At 67.6% G+C, this 18,629-nt stretch carries 15 protein-coding genes; 9 read left to right on the forward strand and 6 right to left on the reverse strand.

What is annotated here, in order from left to right:
* Positions 1-220: 220 nt before the first annotated feature.
* A complete protein-coding gene (gene hpnD / locus C7H84_RS11805; protein ID WP_121858978.1) occupies positions 221-1,054 on the forward strand; it encodes a presqualene diphosphate synthase HpnD in 834 nt (277 codons plus the stop codon).
* 51 nt (positions 1,055-1,105) lie between these two features.
* On the opposite strand, the gene C7H84_RS11810 is transcribed toward hpnD, so the two are convergent.
* The 3 genes from C7H84_RS11810 to C7H84_RS11820 all read right to left on the reverse strand — a co-directional run bounded on the left by C7H84_RS11810 (position 1,106) and on the right by C7H84_RS11820 (position 4,284).
* On the reverse strand, positions 1,106-2,323 hold the full coding sequence (locus tag C7H84_RS11810) for a DUF1501 domain-containing protein (RefSeq protein WP_121858979.1): 1,218 nt from the start codon (positions 2,321-2,323) through the stop codon (positions 1,106-1,108).
* A 67-nt stretch (positions 2,324-2,390) separates the two neighbouring features.
* Entirely contained in the window at positions 2,391-3,887 is a 1,497-nt protein-coding gene (locus C7H84_RS11815; protein WP_121858980.1) for a DUF1800 domain-containing protein, read from the reverse strand.
* A gap of 121 nt (positions 3,888-4,008) precedes the next feature.
* Complete coding sequence (locus C7H84_RS11820) at positions 4,009-4,284, reverse strand: hypothetical protein (RefSeq protein WP_121858981.1); 276 nt, start codon at positions 4,282-4,284, stop codon at positions 4,009-4,011.
* Positions 4,285-4,551: 267 nt separating this feature from the next.
* Between C7H84_RS11820 and ompR the strand changes: the two genes are divergently transcribed.
* From ompR to C7H84_RS11845, 4 genes are all read left to right on the forward strand, one after another.
* The gene (gene ompR, locus C7H84_RS11830) at positions 4,552-5,277 is read left to right on the forward strand and encodes a two-component system response regulator OmpR (protein ID WP_004199523.1); all 726 of its coding nucleotides are present in this window, start codon (positions 4,552-4,554) and stop codon (positions 5,275-5,277) included.
* Positions 5,278-5,317: 40 nt separating this feature from the next.
* A complete protein-coding gene (locus C7H84_RS11835; RefSeq protein ID WP_121858983.1) occupies positions 5,318-6,679 on the forward strand; it encodes an ATP-binding protein in 1,362 nt (453 codons plus the stop codon).
* Positions 6,680-6,868: 189 nt separating this feature from the next.
* Complete coding sequence (locus tag C7H84_RS11840) at positions 6,869-7,417, forward strand: peroxiredoxin (protein ID WP_006478563.1); 549 nt, start codon at positions 6,869-6,871, stop codon at positions 7,415-7,417.
* Positions 7,418-7,493: 76 nt separating this feature from the next.
* The gene (locus tag C7H84_RS11845; RefSeq protein ID WP_096503187.1) at positions 7,494-8,021 is read left to right on the forward strand and encodes a carboxymuconolactone decarboxylase family protein; all 528 of its coding nucleotides are present in this window, start codon (positions 7,494-7,496) and stop codon (positions 8,019-8,021) included.
* A gap of 119 nt (positions 8,022-8,140) precedes the next feature.
* Here C7H84_RS11845 and ispF read toward each other — a convergent pair whose 3' ends face one another.
* Entirely contained in the window at positions 8,141-8,626 is a 486-nt protein-coding gene (gene ispF / locus C7H84_RS11850) for a 2-C-methyl-D-erythritol 2,4-cyclodiphosphate synthase (RefSeq protein WP_121858984.1), read from the reverse strand.
* Between the two features lie 29 nt (positions 8,627-8,655).
* Entirely contained in the window at positions 8,656-9,366 is a 711-nt protein-coding gene (gene ispD / locus C7H84_RS11855; RefSeq protein ID WP_121858985.1) for a 2-C-methyl-D-erythritol 4-phosphate cytidylyltransferase, read from the reverse strand.
* Positions 9,367-9,473: 107 nt separating this feature from the next.
* Here ispD and mfd point away from each other — a divergent pair, with 107 nt between their 5' ends.
* From mfd to C7H84_RS11875, 4 genes are all read left to right on the forward strand, one after another.
* Positions 9,474-12,944 carry a transcription-repair coupling factor gene (gene mfd / locus C7H84_RS11860; protein ID WP_121858986.1) on the forward strand — a complete coding sequence of 1,157 codons (3,471 nt, stop codon included), beginning with the start codon at positions 9,474-9,476 and terminating at the stop codon, positions 12,942-12,944.
* A gap of 96 nt (positions 12,945-13,040) precedes the next feature.
* Positions 13,041-14,261 carry an acetylornithine deacetylase gene (gene argE / locus C7H84_RS11865; protein ID WP_121858987.1) on the forward strand — a complete coding sequence of 407 codons (1,221 nt, stop codon included), beginning with the start codon at positions 13,041-13,043 and terminating at the stop codon, positions 14,259-14,261.
* 60 nt (positions 14,262-14,321) lie between these two features.
* On the forward strand, positions 14,322-15,341 hold the full coding sequence (locus tag C7H84_RS11870) for a threonine/serine dehydratase (RefSeq protein ID WP_121858988.1): 1,020 nt from the start codon (positions 14,322-14,324) through the stop codon (positions 15,339-15,341).
* A gap of 133 nt (positions 15,342-15,474) precedes the next feature.
* Complete coding sequence (locus tag C7H84_RS11875) at positions 15,475-15,954, forward strand: DUF3574 domain-containing protein (RefSeq protein WP_240462021.1); 480 nt, start codon at positions 15,475-15,477, stop codon at positions 15,952-15,954.
* 84 nt (positions 15,955-16,038) lie between these two features.
* Here C7H84_RS11875 and C7H84_RS11880 read toward each other — a convergent pair whose 3' ends face one another.
* The gene (locus C7H84_RS11880) at positions 16,039-18,558 is read right to left on the reverse strand and encodes a penicillin-binding protein 1A (RefSeq protein ID WP_121858990.1); all 2,520 of its coding nucleotides are present in this window, start codon (positions 18,556-18,558) and stop codon (positions 16,039-16,041) included.
* Between the last annotated feature and the right edge of the window lie 71 nt (positions 18,559-18,629).

The raw sequence follows: 18,629 nt of genomic DNA on the forward strand, positions 1-18,629 counted from the left end.
ACCGCGCGGCACGCAAGATGCGTTCTCCACGCGCCCGGGGCTTCATGCCGGCCCGAAAACCGGCACGCCCGATCAGGCGAGCGCGAGATTCTACCCGATCTCTGCAGCGTTGTCTCGCCCCGCCGGCACCGGCCCGAGAGCGGTGCTAGAATGCCGCGCTCGACGTGCCGGCCACGCGCCCGCACGCGCTCCCGAACCCGCCTCCGCCACGATCCCATCCGTGAACTTCGACGACTACTGTCAGCAAAAGGCCGCTCCCGCCGGCTCCAGCGTCTACTACGCGCTGCGCCAGGCGCCACTCGCCGCCGAACCGCGCCTGACGGCCCTGTTCGCGCTGCGCCGCGAACTCGAGGAAACCGTCAAGGAAACCAGCGACCCGACCGTCGGGCACACGAAGCTCGCGTGGTGGCACAAGGAACTCGCGGCGCTCGCCGCCGGCGAACCGTCGCACCCGGTCACGAAGGCGCTCGCCCAGCACCACCCGGCAATCGCGGCCGAAGCCGACGCACTGCGCACGCTCGTGAACGGTTTCGGGATGGATCTCGAACAGGCGCGCTATCTGGATTTCGCGAACCTGCAGCGTTACATCGCGCAGACCGGCGCCACCTTCGCGTCGCTGGTCGCGCGCGCGAGCGCCGCGAATCCGGCCGACCCGCAACCGTGGGCCGCGGATGTCGGCCGTGCGCTGATGCTCGCGCAATTCGTGCAGGAACTCGGCAACGATGCGCGCCACGGCCGCATCTATCTGCCGATCGACGAACTGCAACGCTACAACGTGACCGCCGCCGACCTGCTGAACCGTCGCTACAGCCCGGCCTTCACCGAACTGCTGCAATTTCAGACGGCCCGCGCGCGCGAAGCGCTCGCCGCCGCCGACGCGGCGATCCCGGCGGCGGAACGCCGCACGCAACGCACGCTACGCGCGCAGATTGCGCTGGCCGGCGCGCTGCTCGACGAAATCGAGCGCGACGGCTACCAGGTACTGCACCAGCGCATCGCGCTGACGCCGATCCGCAAACTGTGGATCGCGTGGCGCGCCGCACGCCGCCGCTGATTCGCACCAGGCACCGCACATCACGCACGGCGCACCAGCAACGCGCGGTCATCACACCTTGAGCAGCGGCAGCGTGTCGAAGCGTTGCTGCAGCACCTGCGTCGCATCGAGCCCCCACCACGGCCCGAGCACGGTCGCATAAAGCTGGCGGAAGTCGACCGCGACCGGCAGGTTGCCGTTGCCGTCGAGGCGCCCGAGTACGGGCGCCGCCCCATACAGCCCGCCGGCCACGCGGCCGCCCATCACGAAGTGCGGCGCAGCGGTACCGTGATCGGTGCCGTTGCTCTGGTTCTCGCGCACGCGCCGGCCGAATTCCGCATACGTCATCACGAGCGTCTGGTTCCACCGCCCGAGCTCGACCAGCGCCGCACGCATCGCATTCATCCCTTCCGCGAACTGCTTGAGCAGCGCAGCGTGCTGACCCGGCTGGTTCTGGTGCGTGTCGAAACCGTTGAGCGTGAGTCGCAGCACCGCGACGCCATCCTGCGCGCCGGGCCCCGACGCTTCGCAGGCCGCGAGCACCTGCATCGCGGTCTTCACCGAGGTTCCGAACGTGCCGGCCGGAAAGGTCGTCCTGAACTCGCGCATCCCGCCGCGCGGACGCAGCCGGTCGGCGGCCTTCACGATGTCGTTCTCGACGTCGATGATGTGTGCAAGCGCCGGGTTCTGTTCCCGTAGCGACGACGGCTCGGCGAGGCGCGCCGCGCGGATGAACTGCGCGGGATTGACGAGCGCGATCGCACGCGCGCCGTTCGCGAGCGGCCCCATCTCCGCACTGCCGAGCACGACGCCGTCCGCCGCGAAGCCCGGCGGCACCGGCGCCTGCGCGAACGTGCGCGTCAACCAGCCTTCATGCAGGTACTGGTCGGAGCGCGACGCGGTATCCCAGATCTCGATCGAACGGAAATGCGACAGGTTCGGCTGCGGATAGCCGACACCCTGCACGATCGCGAGCTGCCGGTCGTGCCACAGCGGCATCAGCGGCGCGAGCGACGGGTGCAGCCCCGTCTGCGCATCGAGTTGCAGCACCTGATCGCGCTTGATGCCGATGCTGCGGCGGAACGAGTAGTAGAGCGGGTCCGCATACGGCACCACGGTATTGAGGCCGTCGTTGCCACCCTTCAGCTCGACGAGGATCAGCACGTTCGCATAGCCGGCCGCCGGGTGGCGCCCCGCCGCCGCTGTTGCCGCCTGCGCGGGCGGCTGCCACAACGACACGCCGGCCGCGGCCGCGGCGCCCGTCAGCGTCAGAAAATCACGTCGGTTCATCGTGCATCCTTCGGTTCGCCGTGCAGCATGGTCGCCGCTGCAGCACACCTGTTCGTCGTCGTTTCCATCATTTCAGTTGATAGGCCGGATCCATCAGCAGCGCCTCGAGATACGCGCTGCCGGTCGAATCCGTATCGATCGCCGCAACCGGCGACACCGGCAGCACCGCGTGCTGCAGTTGCAGCTCGGTCGACAAGCCGGCCATGGCCTGCGGCCGCGCACGATACTGTGCGAGCCAGCGTTCGAGATCGAATCGCAGGCCGCCGCGCGGCGGTTTGCCCGGCGCGCCGCGCATGCCGGCGGCAGACGCGGTGTCCGCCACCGGCATCGCATGGGCACGCGCATTCGGCGCCGCCGTCGCGGCTGCAGGTGCCCGCATGCCGGTCGTCTCGGTCGCACGGAACAACTGCTCGACGAACTGCTTGCGCGCGAGCAGCGTGGTGCTGTTGATCCAGAGCGCGCCGCCCGGCCAGCCCTTCACGTTCGGCGGATAAAACAGGTTCTGCCCGAGCGTGCGCACGGTGTTCGCGAGCATCTGCGGATCGCCGTACGCGACGTCGAACAGCCGCACCGACCCGACGACGAATTCGGCCGGCGACTTCACGAGCACGCCGCGATTGCGCGGATCCCAGAACGCATCGGTCGACCATAGCGCAGCGAGCGCCACGCGGATGTCGTAGCCGCTCGCGCGAAAGCGTTCGGCCACCGCATCGAGCGCGCCGGCATCGGGTGTATCGGACACGAACTCGCGCCACAGCCTGGCCGCGATGAAGCGCGCGGTGTCGGGTTGCTTCAACAGGATGTCGAGAAACCCGTCGCCGTCGAATGCGCCGGTCTCACCGAGGATCGTCTTGTCGCCCGCGTCGTGCCAATCGGGCCGCACGGCGAAGCGCAGCGTATCGGGATCGACGCTCCAGCCGGTCATCGCGCGCGCAGCCTCGGTCACGTCGCGCTGCGTGTAATGCCCTTCGCCGAGCGTGAACAGCTCCATCACCTCGCGCGCGAAATTCTCGTTCGGTCGCCCCTTGCGATTGCTCGCGCCGTCGAGATACTGGAGCATCGCCGGATCCTTCGCGACGGCATGCAGCAGCGTGCCGAAGTTGCCGAGCGCTTCGCGGCGAAACAGCGCATTCTGGGCGGCCATCGTCTGCGGATACGGGACCTTGTCCTGCCCCGACGTGAAGTGCCCGTGCCAGAACAGCGTCATGCGCTCGGTAAGCGGCGACGGCGTCACGACCATCTCGTTGACCCACGCGGCACGCAGCGCATCGTAGCGTCGATTGCGTTCGCGCTGCTCGTCGCGCCGCATGTCGGGAGTCAGCGCCTGACGCTGCGCGCGGGTCGGCGGCAGTTCGGCGAGCCAGTCGGGCCAGGTCGTCACGGGTTCGCGACGCACGTTGCCGAGCGTATCGGCGACGACCTGCCCGCGCGTCATGCCGACGATCCGGGCGACCTCGGCCGGTGCGGGAGAAAAGCCGGTACGGCTCAGGAAGAACAGCGCATCGTCGGCGTCGAGCGGTGCCTGCATCGCGGGCGATGCCGGGGCGGCAGCGTTCGCTTTCATCGTCGTGGACTCCCGGGGCGCACCGGCGGTGCGGATGCCGGTTCAACGGCGGCACGCACCCGAAAGTTGACCGGAAAATTGCTACGGAATCTTTCCGACGCCGTGCAGGACGCGCGGCGGTTCAGCGCTTGTACAGCTCGCGAACGGCGTCCTCGATGTGCTGGCGCAGCAGGTGGCGCTCTTCGGGCGTCATGTGCCCGTCGCGGCGATGCTGTTCGAGATCGGGAGGCAGCGCGGAACGTGCGATGTCGGGCGCGCGATCGGACTGCGGCGCTTTGCCGCGCGGCAGCTTGCGTGACGAGGCGCCGGGCTCGGCGCGCTGCGCATACGCGACGTTCGACGCGTATGGACCGGCAAGTGCGATCGTCAGCATCAGTGCAATCCGGGCAGATCGCATGACCGTCCTCGCTTCTCTGGTCGATTTGTTCCCTTCGTCACGCGGCAACCGGTTACCTCTGGTACTTGAAAAACCCTGCGGAATTCGGGTGTACAAAGATGAAAGATGGAGTGCTGGGGAGTATCTAACGAATTTCGGTTTCGAGTAAAGGAATCTCTATAGCCTGCCTTTACTCCGCGCGACACTACGGGTAAATTTTGTAACGGACTGTAACGCACGAAAATACGCGACCGTGCGTGTTTTCCCATTCGCGATAAGATGCCGCTCATGGAAACGAAAAACCCCTCCAAGATTCTCGTCGTCGACGACGACCCGCGCCTGCGCGACCTGCTGCGCCGCTATCTCGGCGAGCAGGGTTTCAACGTGTACGTCGCGGAGAACGCGACCGCGATGAACAAGCTCTGGGTGCGCGAGCGCTTCGACCTGCTCGTGCTCGACCTGATGCTGCCGGGCGAAGACGGCCTGTCGATCTGCCGGCGCCTGCGCGGCAGCAACGATCGCACGCCGATCATCATGCTCACCGCGAAGGGCGAGGACGTCGATCGCATCGTCGGCCTCGAGATGGGCGCCGACGACTACCTGCCGAAGCCGTTCAACCCGCGCGAACTCGTCGCGCGCATTCACGCGGTGCTGCGCCGCCAGGCACCGGCCGAACTGCCGGGCGCACCGTCCGAGACCACCGAGGTGTTCGAGTTCGGCGAGTTCTCGCTGAATCTCGCGACGCGCACGCTGACGAAGTCGGGCCAGGAAATTCCGCTGACCACCGGCGAATTCTCGGTGCTGAAGGTGTTCGCGCGTCATCCGCGCCAGCCGCTGTCGCGCGAGAAGCTGATGGAGCTCGCGCGCGGCCGGGAATACGAAGTATTCGACCGTAGCCTCGACGTGCAGATCTCGCGTCTGCGCAAGCTGATCGAGCCGGATCCAGGCAGCCCGCGTTTCATCCAGACCGTCTGGGGCCTCGGCTACGTGTTCATTCCTGACGGCGCCGCCTGATCTTTTTTCTTTCCGGTTTCGCCTGTCCACGGCCCGTCCCATGCGTATCGACCGGCGCCTCCTGCAGCTCGCGTTCGGCGGGCTGTTCTGGCGCACCTTCCTGCTGATCGCGCTGCTGATCTCGGTCAGTCTCGCCGCGTGGTTCCAGAGCTTTCGCGTGATCGAGCGGGAGCCGCGCGCGCAGCGCGTGGCGCTCCAGCTCGTCGCGGTCGTGAAGCTCACGCGCACCGCCCTGCTCTATTCCGATCCCGATTTGCGGCGCGCGCTGCTGCAGGATCTGGAGAGCAACGAGGGCGTGCGCGTCTACCCCCGCGAAAAGACCGACAAGTTCAAGCTGCAGCCCGACGAATCGCTGAACCGCCTGATCGAACACGACATCCGCAGCCGCCTCGGCGACGATACCGTGATCGCGCAGTCGGTCAACGACATCCCCGGCGTGTGGATCAGCTTCAAGATCGACGACGACGATTACTGGGTCGCGCTCGACCGCGACCAGCTCGACAACGTCACCGGCCTGCAGTGGGCCGGCTGGGGCCTGTTCGCGCTGGCGCTGTCGCTGTTCGGTTCCGCGTTCATCACGAGCCTCGTGAACCGGCCGTTCTCGCGGCTTGCGCTCGCCGCGCGCCAGGTCGGTTCCGGCCAGGCGCCCGATCCGCTGCCCGAGCGCGGGATGGGCGTCGCGGCCGACACCAACCGCAGCTTCAACCAGATGGTGCGCGACCTCGAGCAGCTCGAAGCCGATCGCGCGCTGATGCTCGCGGGCATCTCGCACGACCTGCGCACGCCGCTCGCGCGGCTGCGGCTCGAGACCGAGATGAGTCCGTCCGACCAGGCGACCAAGGACGCGATGGTCGACGACATCGAACAGATGGACCGCATCATCGCAGCCTTCATCGACTACGCGCGTCCGAGCCAGCGCAAGCCGGAGCCGGTCGACCTGTCGTCGATCGCGCATGAAGTCGCCGCACGCGTGTCGGGCGAGGACGGCGTCGAGATCCGCACGCGGCTCGCGCCGAGCGCCGTGATCGAAGCGGACGAAACCGACATGCGCCGCGTGATCGGCAACCTCGTCGAGAACGCGCGCAAATACGGCCAGAGCCGCGACGACGGCGTGTCGCGCATCACGCTCGAGACGCGCGTGACGCATGCGCGCGTCGAGCTGTCGGTGAGCGACGAAGGCCCCGGCATCCCCGAGGACCAGCTGCCGCTCGTGATGCGCCCGTTCTACCGCGTCGACACGGCGCGTACCAAGGCGGACGGCACGGGGCTCGGCATGGCGATCGTGCTGCGCCTCGTCGGCCGCTATCGCGGTGCGCTGCGCCTGCGCAACCGCAGCCCCGAAGCGGGCCTCGAAGTCACGCTCGAATTCCCCGGCGCCGGCAGGGCGCGTGCGACGGCGTGACGCGTTCGCGCACGCTTCTTGCGCGTCACACTATCGCCGCGGTTGACAAAAACTATGGGAATCGTTAGTCAAAATCTATTGAAGCGGTTTATTAATAGTGTTATAGTCATTCCCATGCTGTCACATCATCGTTGCAGCACCGAGGTAGCTTGACTCAGTCTTCTTCCCAACTCACACAGGAGTATCCGCATGAAAACCGTGGGCGATAAACTCGAAGCATTCACCGTCGTAGCCGCGAAGCCGGGCTTCAACAATCACGAGGAAAACGGCCAGTCGGCGTTCGAGACCGTCACCGAAGCGTCGTTCCCGGGCAAGTGGAAGATCATCTACTTCTATCCGAAGGATTTCACGTTCGTGTGCCCGACGGAAATCGTCGAGTTCGCGAAGCTGACGAAGCAGTTCGAAGAGCGCGACGCCGTCCTGCTCGGCGGCAGCTCGGACAACGAATTCGTGAAGCTCGCATGGCGCCGTGAGCACAAGGACCTCGACAAGCTGAACCACTACTCGTTCGGCGACGTCAAGGGCGAGCTGATCGACCAGCTCGGCGTGCGCGACAAGGAAGCCGGCGTGGCACTGCGCGCGACGTTCATCGTCGATCCGGACAACACGATCCAGCACGTCTCGGTGAACAACCTGAACGTCGGCCGTAGCCCGGAAGAAGTCCTGCGCATTCTGGACGGCCTGCAAACGGACGAACTGTGCCCGTGCAACCGCGCAGTCGGCGGCGCAACGCTGTAAGCGTAGCAATGCACGAAGCCCGCGGCGCACGTTCTGCCTGCGGGCTTTTTTAACGGCCAACCCATAGGAGATATCAATGGAATTCATCGACTCGATTAAGGCACGTATCCCCGACTACGCGAAGGACATTCGCCTGAACCTCGACGGCACGATCTCGCGCTCGTCGCTCGAAGGCACCGATGCAGTCGGCGTCGCGCTGGCGGCGGCGGTCGCGGCAAAGAGCACCGTGCTCGTGAAGACGATCCGCGAAGCCGGCGTGCTGTCGCCCGAAGAGACGCACGCCGTACTGACCGCGGCCGCGCTGATGGGGATGAACAACACCTGGTATCCGTATGTCGAAATGGCCGACGACGCCGACCTGAAGACGCAGCGTGCCGAGCTGCGGATGGGCGCGTATGCGTCGCACGGCGGCGTCGACAAGCGCCGGTTTGAGATGTACGCGCTCGCCGCGTCGATCGTCGGCAAGTGCCACTTCTGCGTGAAGTCGCACTACGCGCTGCTGAAGAACGAGCAAGGGATGACGACGACGCAATTGCGCGACGTCGGCCGCATCGCGTCGGTGATCAACGCCGCCGCGCAAGTGATCGCCGCCGAAGGCGAATAAGCGCTCTTGGCTCGTACCGGGCCGCAAACGAAAATGCCACGCAAACGCGTGGCATTTTTCATTGCGGCGGCGCGACTTGCGCGCCGCATCAGGCGCGCGTCACCCCGTCGCCAGGACGCTCACGCGCCCTGCTTCACCAGCAGCGCGGCAGCCTGCGCCTCGATGCCTTCGCCGCGGCCGAGGTAGCCGAGCTTCTCGTTGGTCTTCGCCTTCACGTTCACCCGCTCGAGCGGCAGGCCGAGATCGGCCGCGATGTTCGCGCGCATCCCGTCGATATGCGGCGCGAGCTTCGGCGCCTGCGCGATGACCGTGCTGTCGACGTTCTGGATCCTGAAGCCGGCCGCCTTCACGCGGGCCACGCACTCGCGCAGCAGCACGCGGCTGTCCGCGCCCTTGAACGCCGCGTCGGTGTCGGAGAAGTGACGGCCGATGTCGCCGAGCGCCGCCGCGCCGAACAGCGCGTCGGTGATCGCGTGCAGCAGCACGTCCGCGTCCGAGTGGCCGAGCAGGCCGCGCTCGTACGGAATCGTCACGCCGCCGATGATGAGGGGGCGCCCCGGGACGAGCTGGTGCACGTCGTAGCCTTGTCCGATTCTGAAGTCCATGCGTATTCCGGTGTGAGGTGAGGTGAAAGTCAGGAAGCGTTCGCGGGGCGCGCGAGGATCGCTTCCGCGAGCGCGAAATCTTCCGGGTACGTGACCTTGAAGTTGCGCAGGCTGCCCTGCACGACGCGCGGCGTATGGCCGGCCCACTCGATCGCGCTGGCCTCGTCGGTCAGGTCATGCCCTTCCCGCTGCGCCCGCAGGATCGCGTCGCGCAGCATGCCGATGCGGAACATCTGCGGCGTCTGCGCCTGCCACAGCGCGTCGCGCGACTCGGTGCGCGCAATCGCATCGCCGCCGGCCGGCACACGCTTGAGCGTATCGGCGACCGGCAGCGCGACGATGCCGCCGACCGGGTCTTCCTTCAGCGTCGCCACCAGCGTGCGGATCAGCTCCGGCGTGATGCCGGGGCGCGCCGCATCGTGCACGAGCACCCAGTCCTGGTCGGTCGCGCCGAATTCGGCGAGCTCGAGCAGCCCGTTCAGCACCGACGCCTGGCGCGAGCCGCCGCCGCAGCGGCGCACCGCGAAGCGCAGGCCCGCGAAGCGGCGCGCGTCGAAGTGCGTGTCGTCGGGTGCGAGGACGACGAGCGTCTGCGCGAATTCGCTGCACGCGTCGAACGCGGCGAGCGTGTAATGCAGGAGCGCGCGGCCGGCCAGCGTGCGGTATTGCTTCGGCACGGCCGAACCGGAGCGGCTGCCCGTGCCGGCGCAAGGAATCAGGGCGAAGAGTCGGGGAGTCACGAAAGAAAACGCCGGAAAGGTGAAATCGAGAAGCGGATTTTATAATAGGTCTTTCGTCTCGACCGGCGCACCGCGCTGCGCCCGTGCCCGCCACCCCTGCCGTCCCTATGCCAGACAACGCTTCCACCCCGTTCGCCTCGCCCGTCGCCCGCGTCAAACCGGGCCAGCGGTTCGCCTTCGACGGCACGCACGGCTCCGCCGACGCACTCGCCATCGCCCGCTATCTGGCCGACAACCGCGACGCGGTCCCGCTCCTTGCGGTGATCTGCGCGAACGCGGTCGACGCGCAGCGACTGTCGCAGGAACTCCGCTACTTCTCGCCCGATGCGCGCGTGCGCCTGCTGCCCGACTGGGAAACGCTGCCGTACGACACGTTCTCGCCGCACCAGGATCTCGTCTCCGAGCGCCTCGCAACGCTGCACGACCTCGGTGAAGGCCGCTGCGACATCCTGCTGGTGCCGGCGACCACCGCGCTGTACCGGATGCCGCCCGCGTCGTTCATGGCCGCCTATACCTTCGCGTTCGCGCAGGGCGAGCGGCTCGACGAGGCGAAGCTGAAGGCGCAGCTCACGCTGGCCGGCTACGAGCACGTGAGCCAGGTCGTGCGCCCCGGCGAGTACTGCGTGCGCGGCTCGCTGATCGACCTGTACCCGATGGGCTCGCCACTGCCTTACCGGATCGACCTGTTCGACGACCAGGTCGACTCGATCCGCGCGTTCGATCCCGATACGCAGCGCAGCCTGTACCCGGTGCGCGACGTGCGCCTGCTGCCCGGCCGCGAGTTTCCGTTCGACGAAGCCGCGCGCACGGCCTTCCGCAGCCGCTGGCGCGAAACCTTCGAAGGCGACCCGAGCCGCGCGCCGATCTACAAGGACATCGGCAACGGCGTGCCGTCGGCCGGCATCGAGTATTACCTGCCGCTGTTCTTCGACGATACGGCGACGCTGTTCCACTACCTGCCGCAGGACGCGCACCTCGTGTTCACCGGCGATCTCGAAGCGTCGATCCGCCGCTTCACCGCCGATACGAAGCAGCGTCACGCATTCCTCGCGCACGATCGCGAGCGGCCGATCCTCGAGCCGCGGCGGCTGTTCCTGTCCGACGAAGACTTCTTCGCGTTCGCGAAGCCGTTCGCGCGCGTCGTGCTGCCCGCGCAGCCGGCCGGCGGCTGGGCGACGGGCCTGCCCGAACTGACGGTCGATCGCCATGCCGACGATCCGCTCGCCGCGCTGCGCACGTTCGTCGAATCGTCAGGCAAGCGCGTGCTGCTGACGGTCGAATCGGCCGGCCGCCGCGAAACGATCCTGCAACTGCTCGCCGAGCATCACCTGCGCCCGGCGTCGAACGACCACTTCGCGGGCTGGCTCGAAAGCGACGCGCGCTTCGCGCTCGGCGTCGCGCCGCTCGCGAGCGGCTTCGCGGTGCCGGGCGAAGGCTACGCGGTCGTCACCGAAACCGAGCTGTACGGCGCGCTGGGCCGCCGCGCGGGGCGTCGTCGCCAGGAGCAGGCGAGCAACGTCGATGCGATGGTGCGCGATCTGTCGGAGCTGAAGGTCGGCGATCCGGTCGTGCATGCGCAGCACGGCATCGGGCGCTACATGGGGCTCGAGTCGATGGACCTCGGCGAAGGCGAGACCGAATTCCTGCATCTCGAATACGCGGGCGACAGCAAGCTCTACGTGCCGGTCGCGCAGTTGCATGTGATCTCGCGCTACAGCGGCGCCGATCCCGACAGCGCGCCGCTGCACGCGCTCGGCTCGGGCCAGTGGGAGCGCGCGAAGCGCAAGGCCGCGCAGCAGATTCGCGACACCGCCGCCGAGCTGCTGAACCTGTACGCGCGCCGCGCGGCCCGCGAAGGCCATGCGTTCGCGCTGGAGCCGCGCGACTACGTGAAGTTCGCGGAAAGCTTCGGTTTCGAGGAAACGCCCGACCAGGCCGCGGCGATCGCCGCCGTGATCGGCGACATGACGAGCGGCAAGCCGATGGACCGCCTCGTGTGCGGCGACGTCGGCTTCGGCAAGACCGAGGTCGCGCTGCGCGCGGCGTTCATCGCGGTGATGGGCGGCAAGCAGGTCGCGCTGCTCTCGCCGACCACGCTGCTCGCCGAGCAGCACACGCAGACCTTCGCCGACCGTTTCGCCGACTGGCCGGTGCGCATCGTCGAGCTGTCGCGCTTCAAGACCACGAAGGAAGTGAACGCGGCGATCGCGCAGATCAACGAAGGCACCGTCGACATCGTGATCGGCACGCACAAGCTGCTGTCGTCGGACGTGCAGTTCAAGCGGCTCGGCCTCGTGATCATCGACGAGGAACACCGCTTCGGCGTGCGCCAGAAGGAAGCGCTGAAGGCGCTGCGCGCGGAAGTCGACGTGCTGACGCTCACGGCCACGCCGATCCCGCGTACGCTCGGGATGGCGCTCGAGGGGCTGCGCGATTTCTCGGTGATCGCGACCGCGCCGCAGAAGCGGCTCGCGATCAAGACCTTCGTGCGCCGCGAGGAAGAAAGCGTGATCCGCGAGGCGATGCTGCGCGAGCTGAAGCGCGGCGGCCAGGTGTACTTCCTGCACAACGAAGTCGAGACGATCGAGAACCGCAAGGCGATGCTGGAGGAGCTCGTACCCGAAGCGCGCATCGTGATCGCGCACGGCCAGATGCACGAGCGCGAACTGGAACGCGTGATGCGCGATTTCGTCGCGCAGCGCGCGAACGTGCTGCTGTGCACGACCATCATCGAAACCGGCATCGACGTGCCGAGCGCGAACACGATCATCATGCACCGCGCGGACAAGTTCGGCCTCGCGCAGCTGCACCAGCTGCGCGGCCGGGTCGGCCGCTCGCACCACCAGGCGTATGCGTACCTGCTGGTGCATGACCCGCAGTCGCTGACCAAGCAGGCCCAGCGCCGGCTCGAGGCGATCCAGCAGATGGAGGAGCTCGGTTCGGGCTTCTATCTCGCGATGCACGACCTCGAGATCCGCGGCACCGGCGAGGTGCTCGGCGACAAGCAATCGGGCGAGATCCACGAGATCGGCTTCCAGCTCTATACGGACATGCTGAACGATGCGGTCAAGGCGCTGAAGAACGGCAAGGAGCCCGACCTCACCGCCCCGCTCGCCGCGACGACGGAAATCAACCTGCACGCGCCCGCGATCCTGCCGGCCGACTACTGCGCGGACGTGCAGGAGCGGCTGTCGCTGTACAAGCGGCTCGCGAACTGCGAGCACGGCGACGCGATCGACGGAATCCAGGAAGAGCTGATCGACCGGTTCGGCAAGCTGCCGCCGCAGGCGCACGCGCTCGTCGAGACGCACCGGCTGCGGCTCGCCGCGAAGCCGCTCGGCATCGTCAAGATCGATGCAAGCGAAGCCGCGATCGGGCTGCAGTTCGAACCGAACCCGCCGATCGATCCGATGCGGATCATCGAGATGGTGCAGAAGCACCGGCACATCAAGCTCGCGGGCCAGGACAAGCTGCGCATCGAGACGCGCTCGCCCGATCTCGCGATCCGCGTGTCGACGATCAAGGAAACGCTGCGCGCGCTCGCACCGCGCGCCGATACGGCGAGCGCGGCACGCTGACGGCATGGCCGCGATGCTGCACTGCATCGCGGCCGGCGCAGGCGGGCGAACGCGTTTTTGAGTATGATTTTCCCATTCTTCAGACGGAGTCTTGCCATGTCCACTCTCGACGCGACGGCGCCGTCCGCCGCCGACCACGGCGACGCTGCGCTCGTCAGCCTGCCCTGGATCAAGCAACTGGTGTCGATGGACACGACAAGCCGCGTGCCGAACCTCGGCCTGATCGAAACGGTGCGCGACGCGCTCGCGGCGAAAGGCATCGAATCGACGCTCACGCACGATCCGCGCGACGGCTGGGCGAACCTGTTCGCGACCGTGCCCGCGCACGACGGCTCGACCGACGGCGGCATCGTGCTGTCGGGGCACACCGACGTCGTGCCGGTCGACGGCCAGCAATGGGACAGCAACCCGTTCGCGCCGGAGCTGCGCGACGGCCGCCTGTACGGCCGCGGCACCTGCGACATGAAGGGCTTCATCGGCGCGGCGCTCGCGCTGCTGCCCGAGATGCAGGCGACCAAGCTCGCGAAGCCGATCCATTTCGCGCTGTCGTACGACGAGGAAATCGGCTGCGCGGGCGCGCCGCTCCTGATCGCCGATCTCGTCAAGCGCGGCGTGAAGCCGTCCGGCTGCATCGTCGGCGAGCCGACCAGCATGCGGCCGATCATCGCGCACAAAGGCATCAACGCGTACCGTTGCTGCGTGCGCGGCCACGCGGCGCACTCGTCGCTGACGCCGAAAGGCCTGAACGCGATCGAATACGCGGCGCGCCTGATCTGCCACATCCGCGACATCGCCGAGCGCTTTCGCGCCGAAGGGCCGTTCGACGAACTGTACGACGTACCGTTCACGACCGCGCAGACGAGCACGATCCAGGGCGGCAACGCGATCAACACGGTGCCGGCCGAATGCCGCTTCGACTTCGAGTTCCGCAACCTGCCGACGCTCGATCCCGAACAGATCTTCACGCGCATCGAAGCGTATGCGCAGGAAACGCTGCTGCCGCAGATGCGTCGCGAGCATCCGAATGCGGCGATCGAGTTCTCGAAGATCGCCGCGGCGCCCGGGCTCGATGCGACCGAACAAGCCGCGATCACGCAGCTCGTGCGCGCGCTGACGGCCGACCAGGACAAGCGCAAGGTCGCGTACGGCACCGAGGCCGGGCTGTTCGAACGCGCGGGCATCCCGAGCATCGTCTGCGGGCCCGGCAACATCGAGCAGGCGCACAAGCCGAACGAGTATGTCGAGCTCGCGCAGCTCGCCGGTTGCGAGCAGTTCCTGCGCAAGTTCATCCGCAGCATGTCGGTCGACGCACACTGACTGCCCCCCGCCACGCCGGCCTGCGTGCGCGGGCCGGCCCACCCCGCCACCCGCCACGTCATGTCGACTGACCAACAGGGCAATGCCCATACGACGATCGACGGCGAGCCGATTCCGACGCTCGACGAAATCGCCGCGCAGCATTTTGCGTTGACCCCGTGGGTCGCGCGCACGCCGGTGTTCGAGCGCGCCGACCTGCCGTCCCTCGAGGGCACGCACGTCAACTTCAAGTTCGAGCTGCTGCAGGCGAGCGGCAGCTTCAAGGCGCGCGGCGCATTCACGCACCTGCTGGCGCTCGACGGCGCGCGCAGGAATGCCGGCGTGACCTGCGTGTCGGCCGGCAATCATGCGGCGGCCGTCGCGTATGCGGCGATGCGGCTCGGCAGCAGCGCGAAGGTCGTGATGTTCCATACCGCGAGCCCGACGCGCATCGCGCAGTGCAAGCAGTACCGCGCGGAAGTCGTGCTCGCCGGCAGCGCGTCGCAGGCGTTCGACCTCGTGCGGCGGATCGAGGCCGAGGAAGGCCGCTTCTTCATCCATCCGTTCAACGGCTATCACACGATTCTCGGCACCGCGACGCTCGGCTACGAATGGGCGACGCAGACGCCCGATCTCGACGCGGTGATCGTGCCGATCGGCGGCGGCGGGCTCGCGGCCGGCATGGCGACCGCGCTGCGGCTCGCGAATCCGCGGGTGCACGTGTACGGCGTCGAGCCCGAAGGCGCCGACGCGATGAGCCGCAGCTTCGCGGCGAATCACACGGTCAAGATGAGCGCGATGCACACCATCGCCGACTCGCTGATGGCGCCGCACACCGAGGAATACAGCTACCAGCTGTGCCGGCGCCACGTCGACCGCATCGTCACGGTGTCCGACGACGCGCTGCGTGCGGCGATGCTGTTCCTGTTCACGAACCTCAAGCTGTCGGTCGAACCGGCGTGCGCGGCGGCGCTCGCGGCGCTGCTCGGCCCGCTGCGCGAAACGCTGCAGGGCAAGCGGGTCGGCGTGCTGCTGTCGGGCACGAACACCGACCCCGCGACGCTCGGCATGCATCTCGCGCACGCGAAGCTGCAGCGCTGAACCCGCGCCGGGCACTCAGGGTTATCCCCAGTTTATGTTGACAGCCCTGTTGATAACCCGCCGGAGAACCACGCAAGTGATTGAGCGCGCAGCGTTTTACACGCACGAAGGGTGCCGGACGCGAAATAGGCAGATGCTGCCGCCGGATCCACGTCGCGCGACGTGGCAACGGTGCACGCGGCGCGCGATCGGCGCGGCCGCGATTGCGCTTCTTGCCGGTTGTGCGGCCCCGCCCTCACCCGTCTCCAACGTCTCCGACGCCTCCCTCGCGTGCCGGCAACCGGACGCGCACCGGATGCTGCAGGCCGACCTGCTGTTCGGGCGCGATATCGCGGGGCGCGGCACGGTCACCGACGCACAACGCGCGGCCTTCCTCGCCGATATCGTCACACCACGCTTTCCGGACGGCTTCACGCTCTGGGATACCCACGGCCAATGGCGCGACCGCGTCACCGGCCGGATCGTCAGCGAAGCAAGCTTCGTGGTCCGTATCGTCGCCGACGATACCGCCGACACGTACGCACGGCTCGCCGCGATCCGGCAAGCGTACCGCGAGCGTTTCCGGCAGGAGTCGGTCGGCATCACGCTGGTGCCGGCCTGCGCGTCGTTCTGATTCGTCGTCCCCGTCTTTCCCGACAACCGGCAAAAAAACGGGCGCCCGAAGGCGCCCGTCGCATGCGAATCGTTCGAGTCCTGCCTACTTGCTCTCGAACATGTCCATGATCTGCTGCTTCTCCTGCTGCGTGACGGGCGGCGGCGCGAGCCCGGCCGCGCCGGCCGAGCCGAGCGCATCGTTCGCGCTGATCGCGTTCTCGGCCGGGTTGATGTCCACGCTGCCGACGAAGCCGGTACCCGGCGTGCGGTCCGCGTAGTACAGCTCACCGTCGATCGTCGTCAGGCCATCGGGCATCGCCATCTGCTGCTCGGGCACGCCGTTCAGCGCGGTGCGCATGTAGTTCACCCAGATCGGCAGCGCGAGCTGCGCGCCGAATTCGCGGCTGCCGAGGCTCTTCGGCTGGTCGAAGCCCATCCATGCGACCGCGACGAGCGACTGCTGGTAGCCGGCGAACCAGCCGTCCTTCGCATCGTTCGTCGTACCCGTCTTGCCCTGCAGGTCGCCGCGACCGAGCGCGTTGGTGCCCGCGCCCGTGCCGGCCGTCGCGACCGTGTGCAGCAGGCTGTTCATCACGTACGCGTTGCGGCCTTCGATCGTGCGCGGCGCGGTGCCGCCGGCGACCACCGGCTGCGACTTCTGCAGCGGCTGACCGCGCGCATCGTCGACCTCGGCGATCAGGTACGGATCGACCTTGTAGCCGCCGTTCGCGAACACCGCATAACCGGTCGCGAGCTGCAGCGGCGTGACGAGACCCGCACCGAGCGCCATCGGCAGGTACGGCGGCGTCTTCGCCGGATCGAAGCCGAAGCGCTGCGTCACGTACTGCTGCGCGTACTGCGTGCCGATCGATGCGAGGATCCGGATCGACACGAGGTTCTTCGAACGCTGCAGGCCGGTACGCATCGTCATCGGGCCGTCCGGCTGGTCGTCGTCCTTCGGCTCCCACGCGGTGCCGCCCGGCACGCTCGGCGGGAAGTACAGCGGCGCATCGTTGATGATCGTCGCCGGCCCCATGCCCTTGTCGAGCGACGCCGAATAGATGAACGGCTTGAACGACGAACCGGGCTGGCGCCACGCCTGCGTCACGTGGTTGAACTTGCTCTTGTTGAAGTCGAAACCGCCGACGAGCGAGCGGATCGCACCGTCCTGCGGCGCGATCGCGACGAGCGCGCCTTCGACCTGCGGCAGCTGCACGATCTGCCAGCCGGTTTTCCCGTCCTTCAGCACGCGCACGATCGAGCCCGGCTTGATGTGCAGCGTCGCGTTCGCGCGCGGGCTCAGTGCCGCCGACACGAAACGCAGCCCGGCGGGGCCGATGGTCGTCGTCGCGCCGCCGACGAACTGCACCTCGACCGCGTTCGGCGACGCCGCGAGCACCACCGCCGACTGCAGGTCGCCGTTGTCCGGATGATCGGCGAGCGCGTCGTCGATCGCCTCGTCGCGCTCGTCGCCGGCGGCCGGCAGGTTGATCGCGCCTTCCGGCCCGCGATAGCCGTGGCGGCGCTCGTAATCGAGGATGCCGCGGCGCACGGCCTGGTACGCGGCCTCCTGGTCGGCGGCGTTGATCGTCGTCGTGACGGTCAGCCCGCGCGTATAGGTTTCGTCCTTGTACTGCTCGTACATCATCTGCCGCACCATCTCGGCGACGTATTCGCCGTGCACCGCGTACTGGTTGCCGGGCGTGCGCACGTGGAGCTCTTCCTTCACCGCCTGGTCGTACTGCGGCTGCGTGATGTAGCCGATCTCGAGCATGCGCTTCAGGATGTACTCCTGACGCACCTTCGCGCGCTTCGGATTGACGACCGGGTTATACGCGGACGGCGCCTTCGGCAGCCCCGCGAGCATCGCTGCCTCGGCGAGCGTGATGTCCTTCAGGTCCTTGCCGAAATACACGCGCGCGGCGGCGGCGAAACCGTACGAGCGCTGGCCCAGGTAGATCTGGTTCATGTACAGCTCGAGGATCTGGTCCTTCGTCAGCGCCTTCTCGATCTTGTACGCGAGCAGCATCTCGTAGATCTTGCGCGTGTAGGTCTTCTCGCTCGACAGGAAGAAGTTGCGCGCGACCTGCATCGTGATCGTGCTCGCGCCCTGGCGCGCGCCGCCGTGCATCAGGTCGGCCACGCCCGCGCGCAGGATGCCGAGGAAATCGACGCCGCCGTGTTCGTAGAAGCGGTAGTCCTCGATCGCGAGCACCGCCTTCTTCATCACGTCGGGAATCTCCTGGAAACGCACGAGGCTGCGGCGCTCCTCACCGAACTCGCCGATCAGCACGTGATCGGCAGTGAACACGCGCAGCGGCACCTTCGGCTGGTAGTTGGTCAGCGCATCGAGCGACGGCAGTTGCGGCGCCATCACGACGAGTGCGTAGCCGACGATCAGCGCGCCGACGATCGCGAGCGTCGCGAACAGGCCGACGAACCACAGCGCGACGCGCGAGCCGAACGAGCGGTGGCCATCGCCCCCGCGGCCGCTGCGCTGTGCGCGCCGGTCGTCGTCGCGGTCGTCGTCATCGGGGTAGTAGGCGCCCGACGGCGAACGGCGCAGCGTGTAGTGGGGTTCGTTCCGGTCGGAACGAGAAGACGGTCGTTTGATAATTGGCATGTCGGAATGGCGGGCGGACGTAGCGCCCTCGGACGCATGCGGAAATGCAAGCGGATGAATCAGAGTGAGTC

The sequence above is a fragment of the Burkholderia sp. Nafp2/4-1b genome, assembly GCF_003635165.1.
In the GTDB taxonomy this organism is placed as follows: Bacteria; Pseudomonadota; Gammaproteobacteria; order Burkholderiales; family Burkholderiaceae; genus Burkholderia.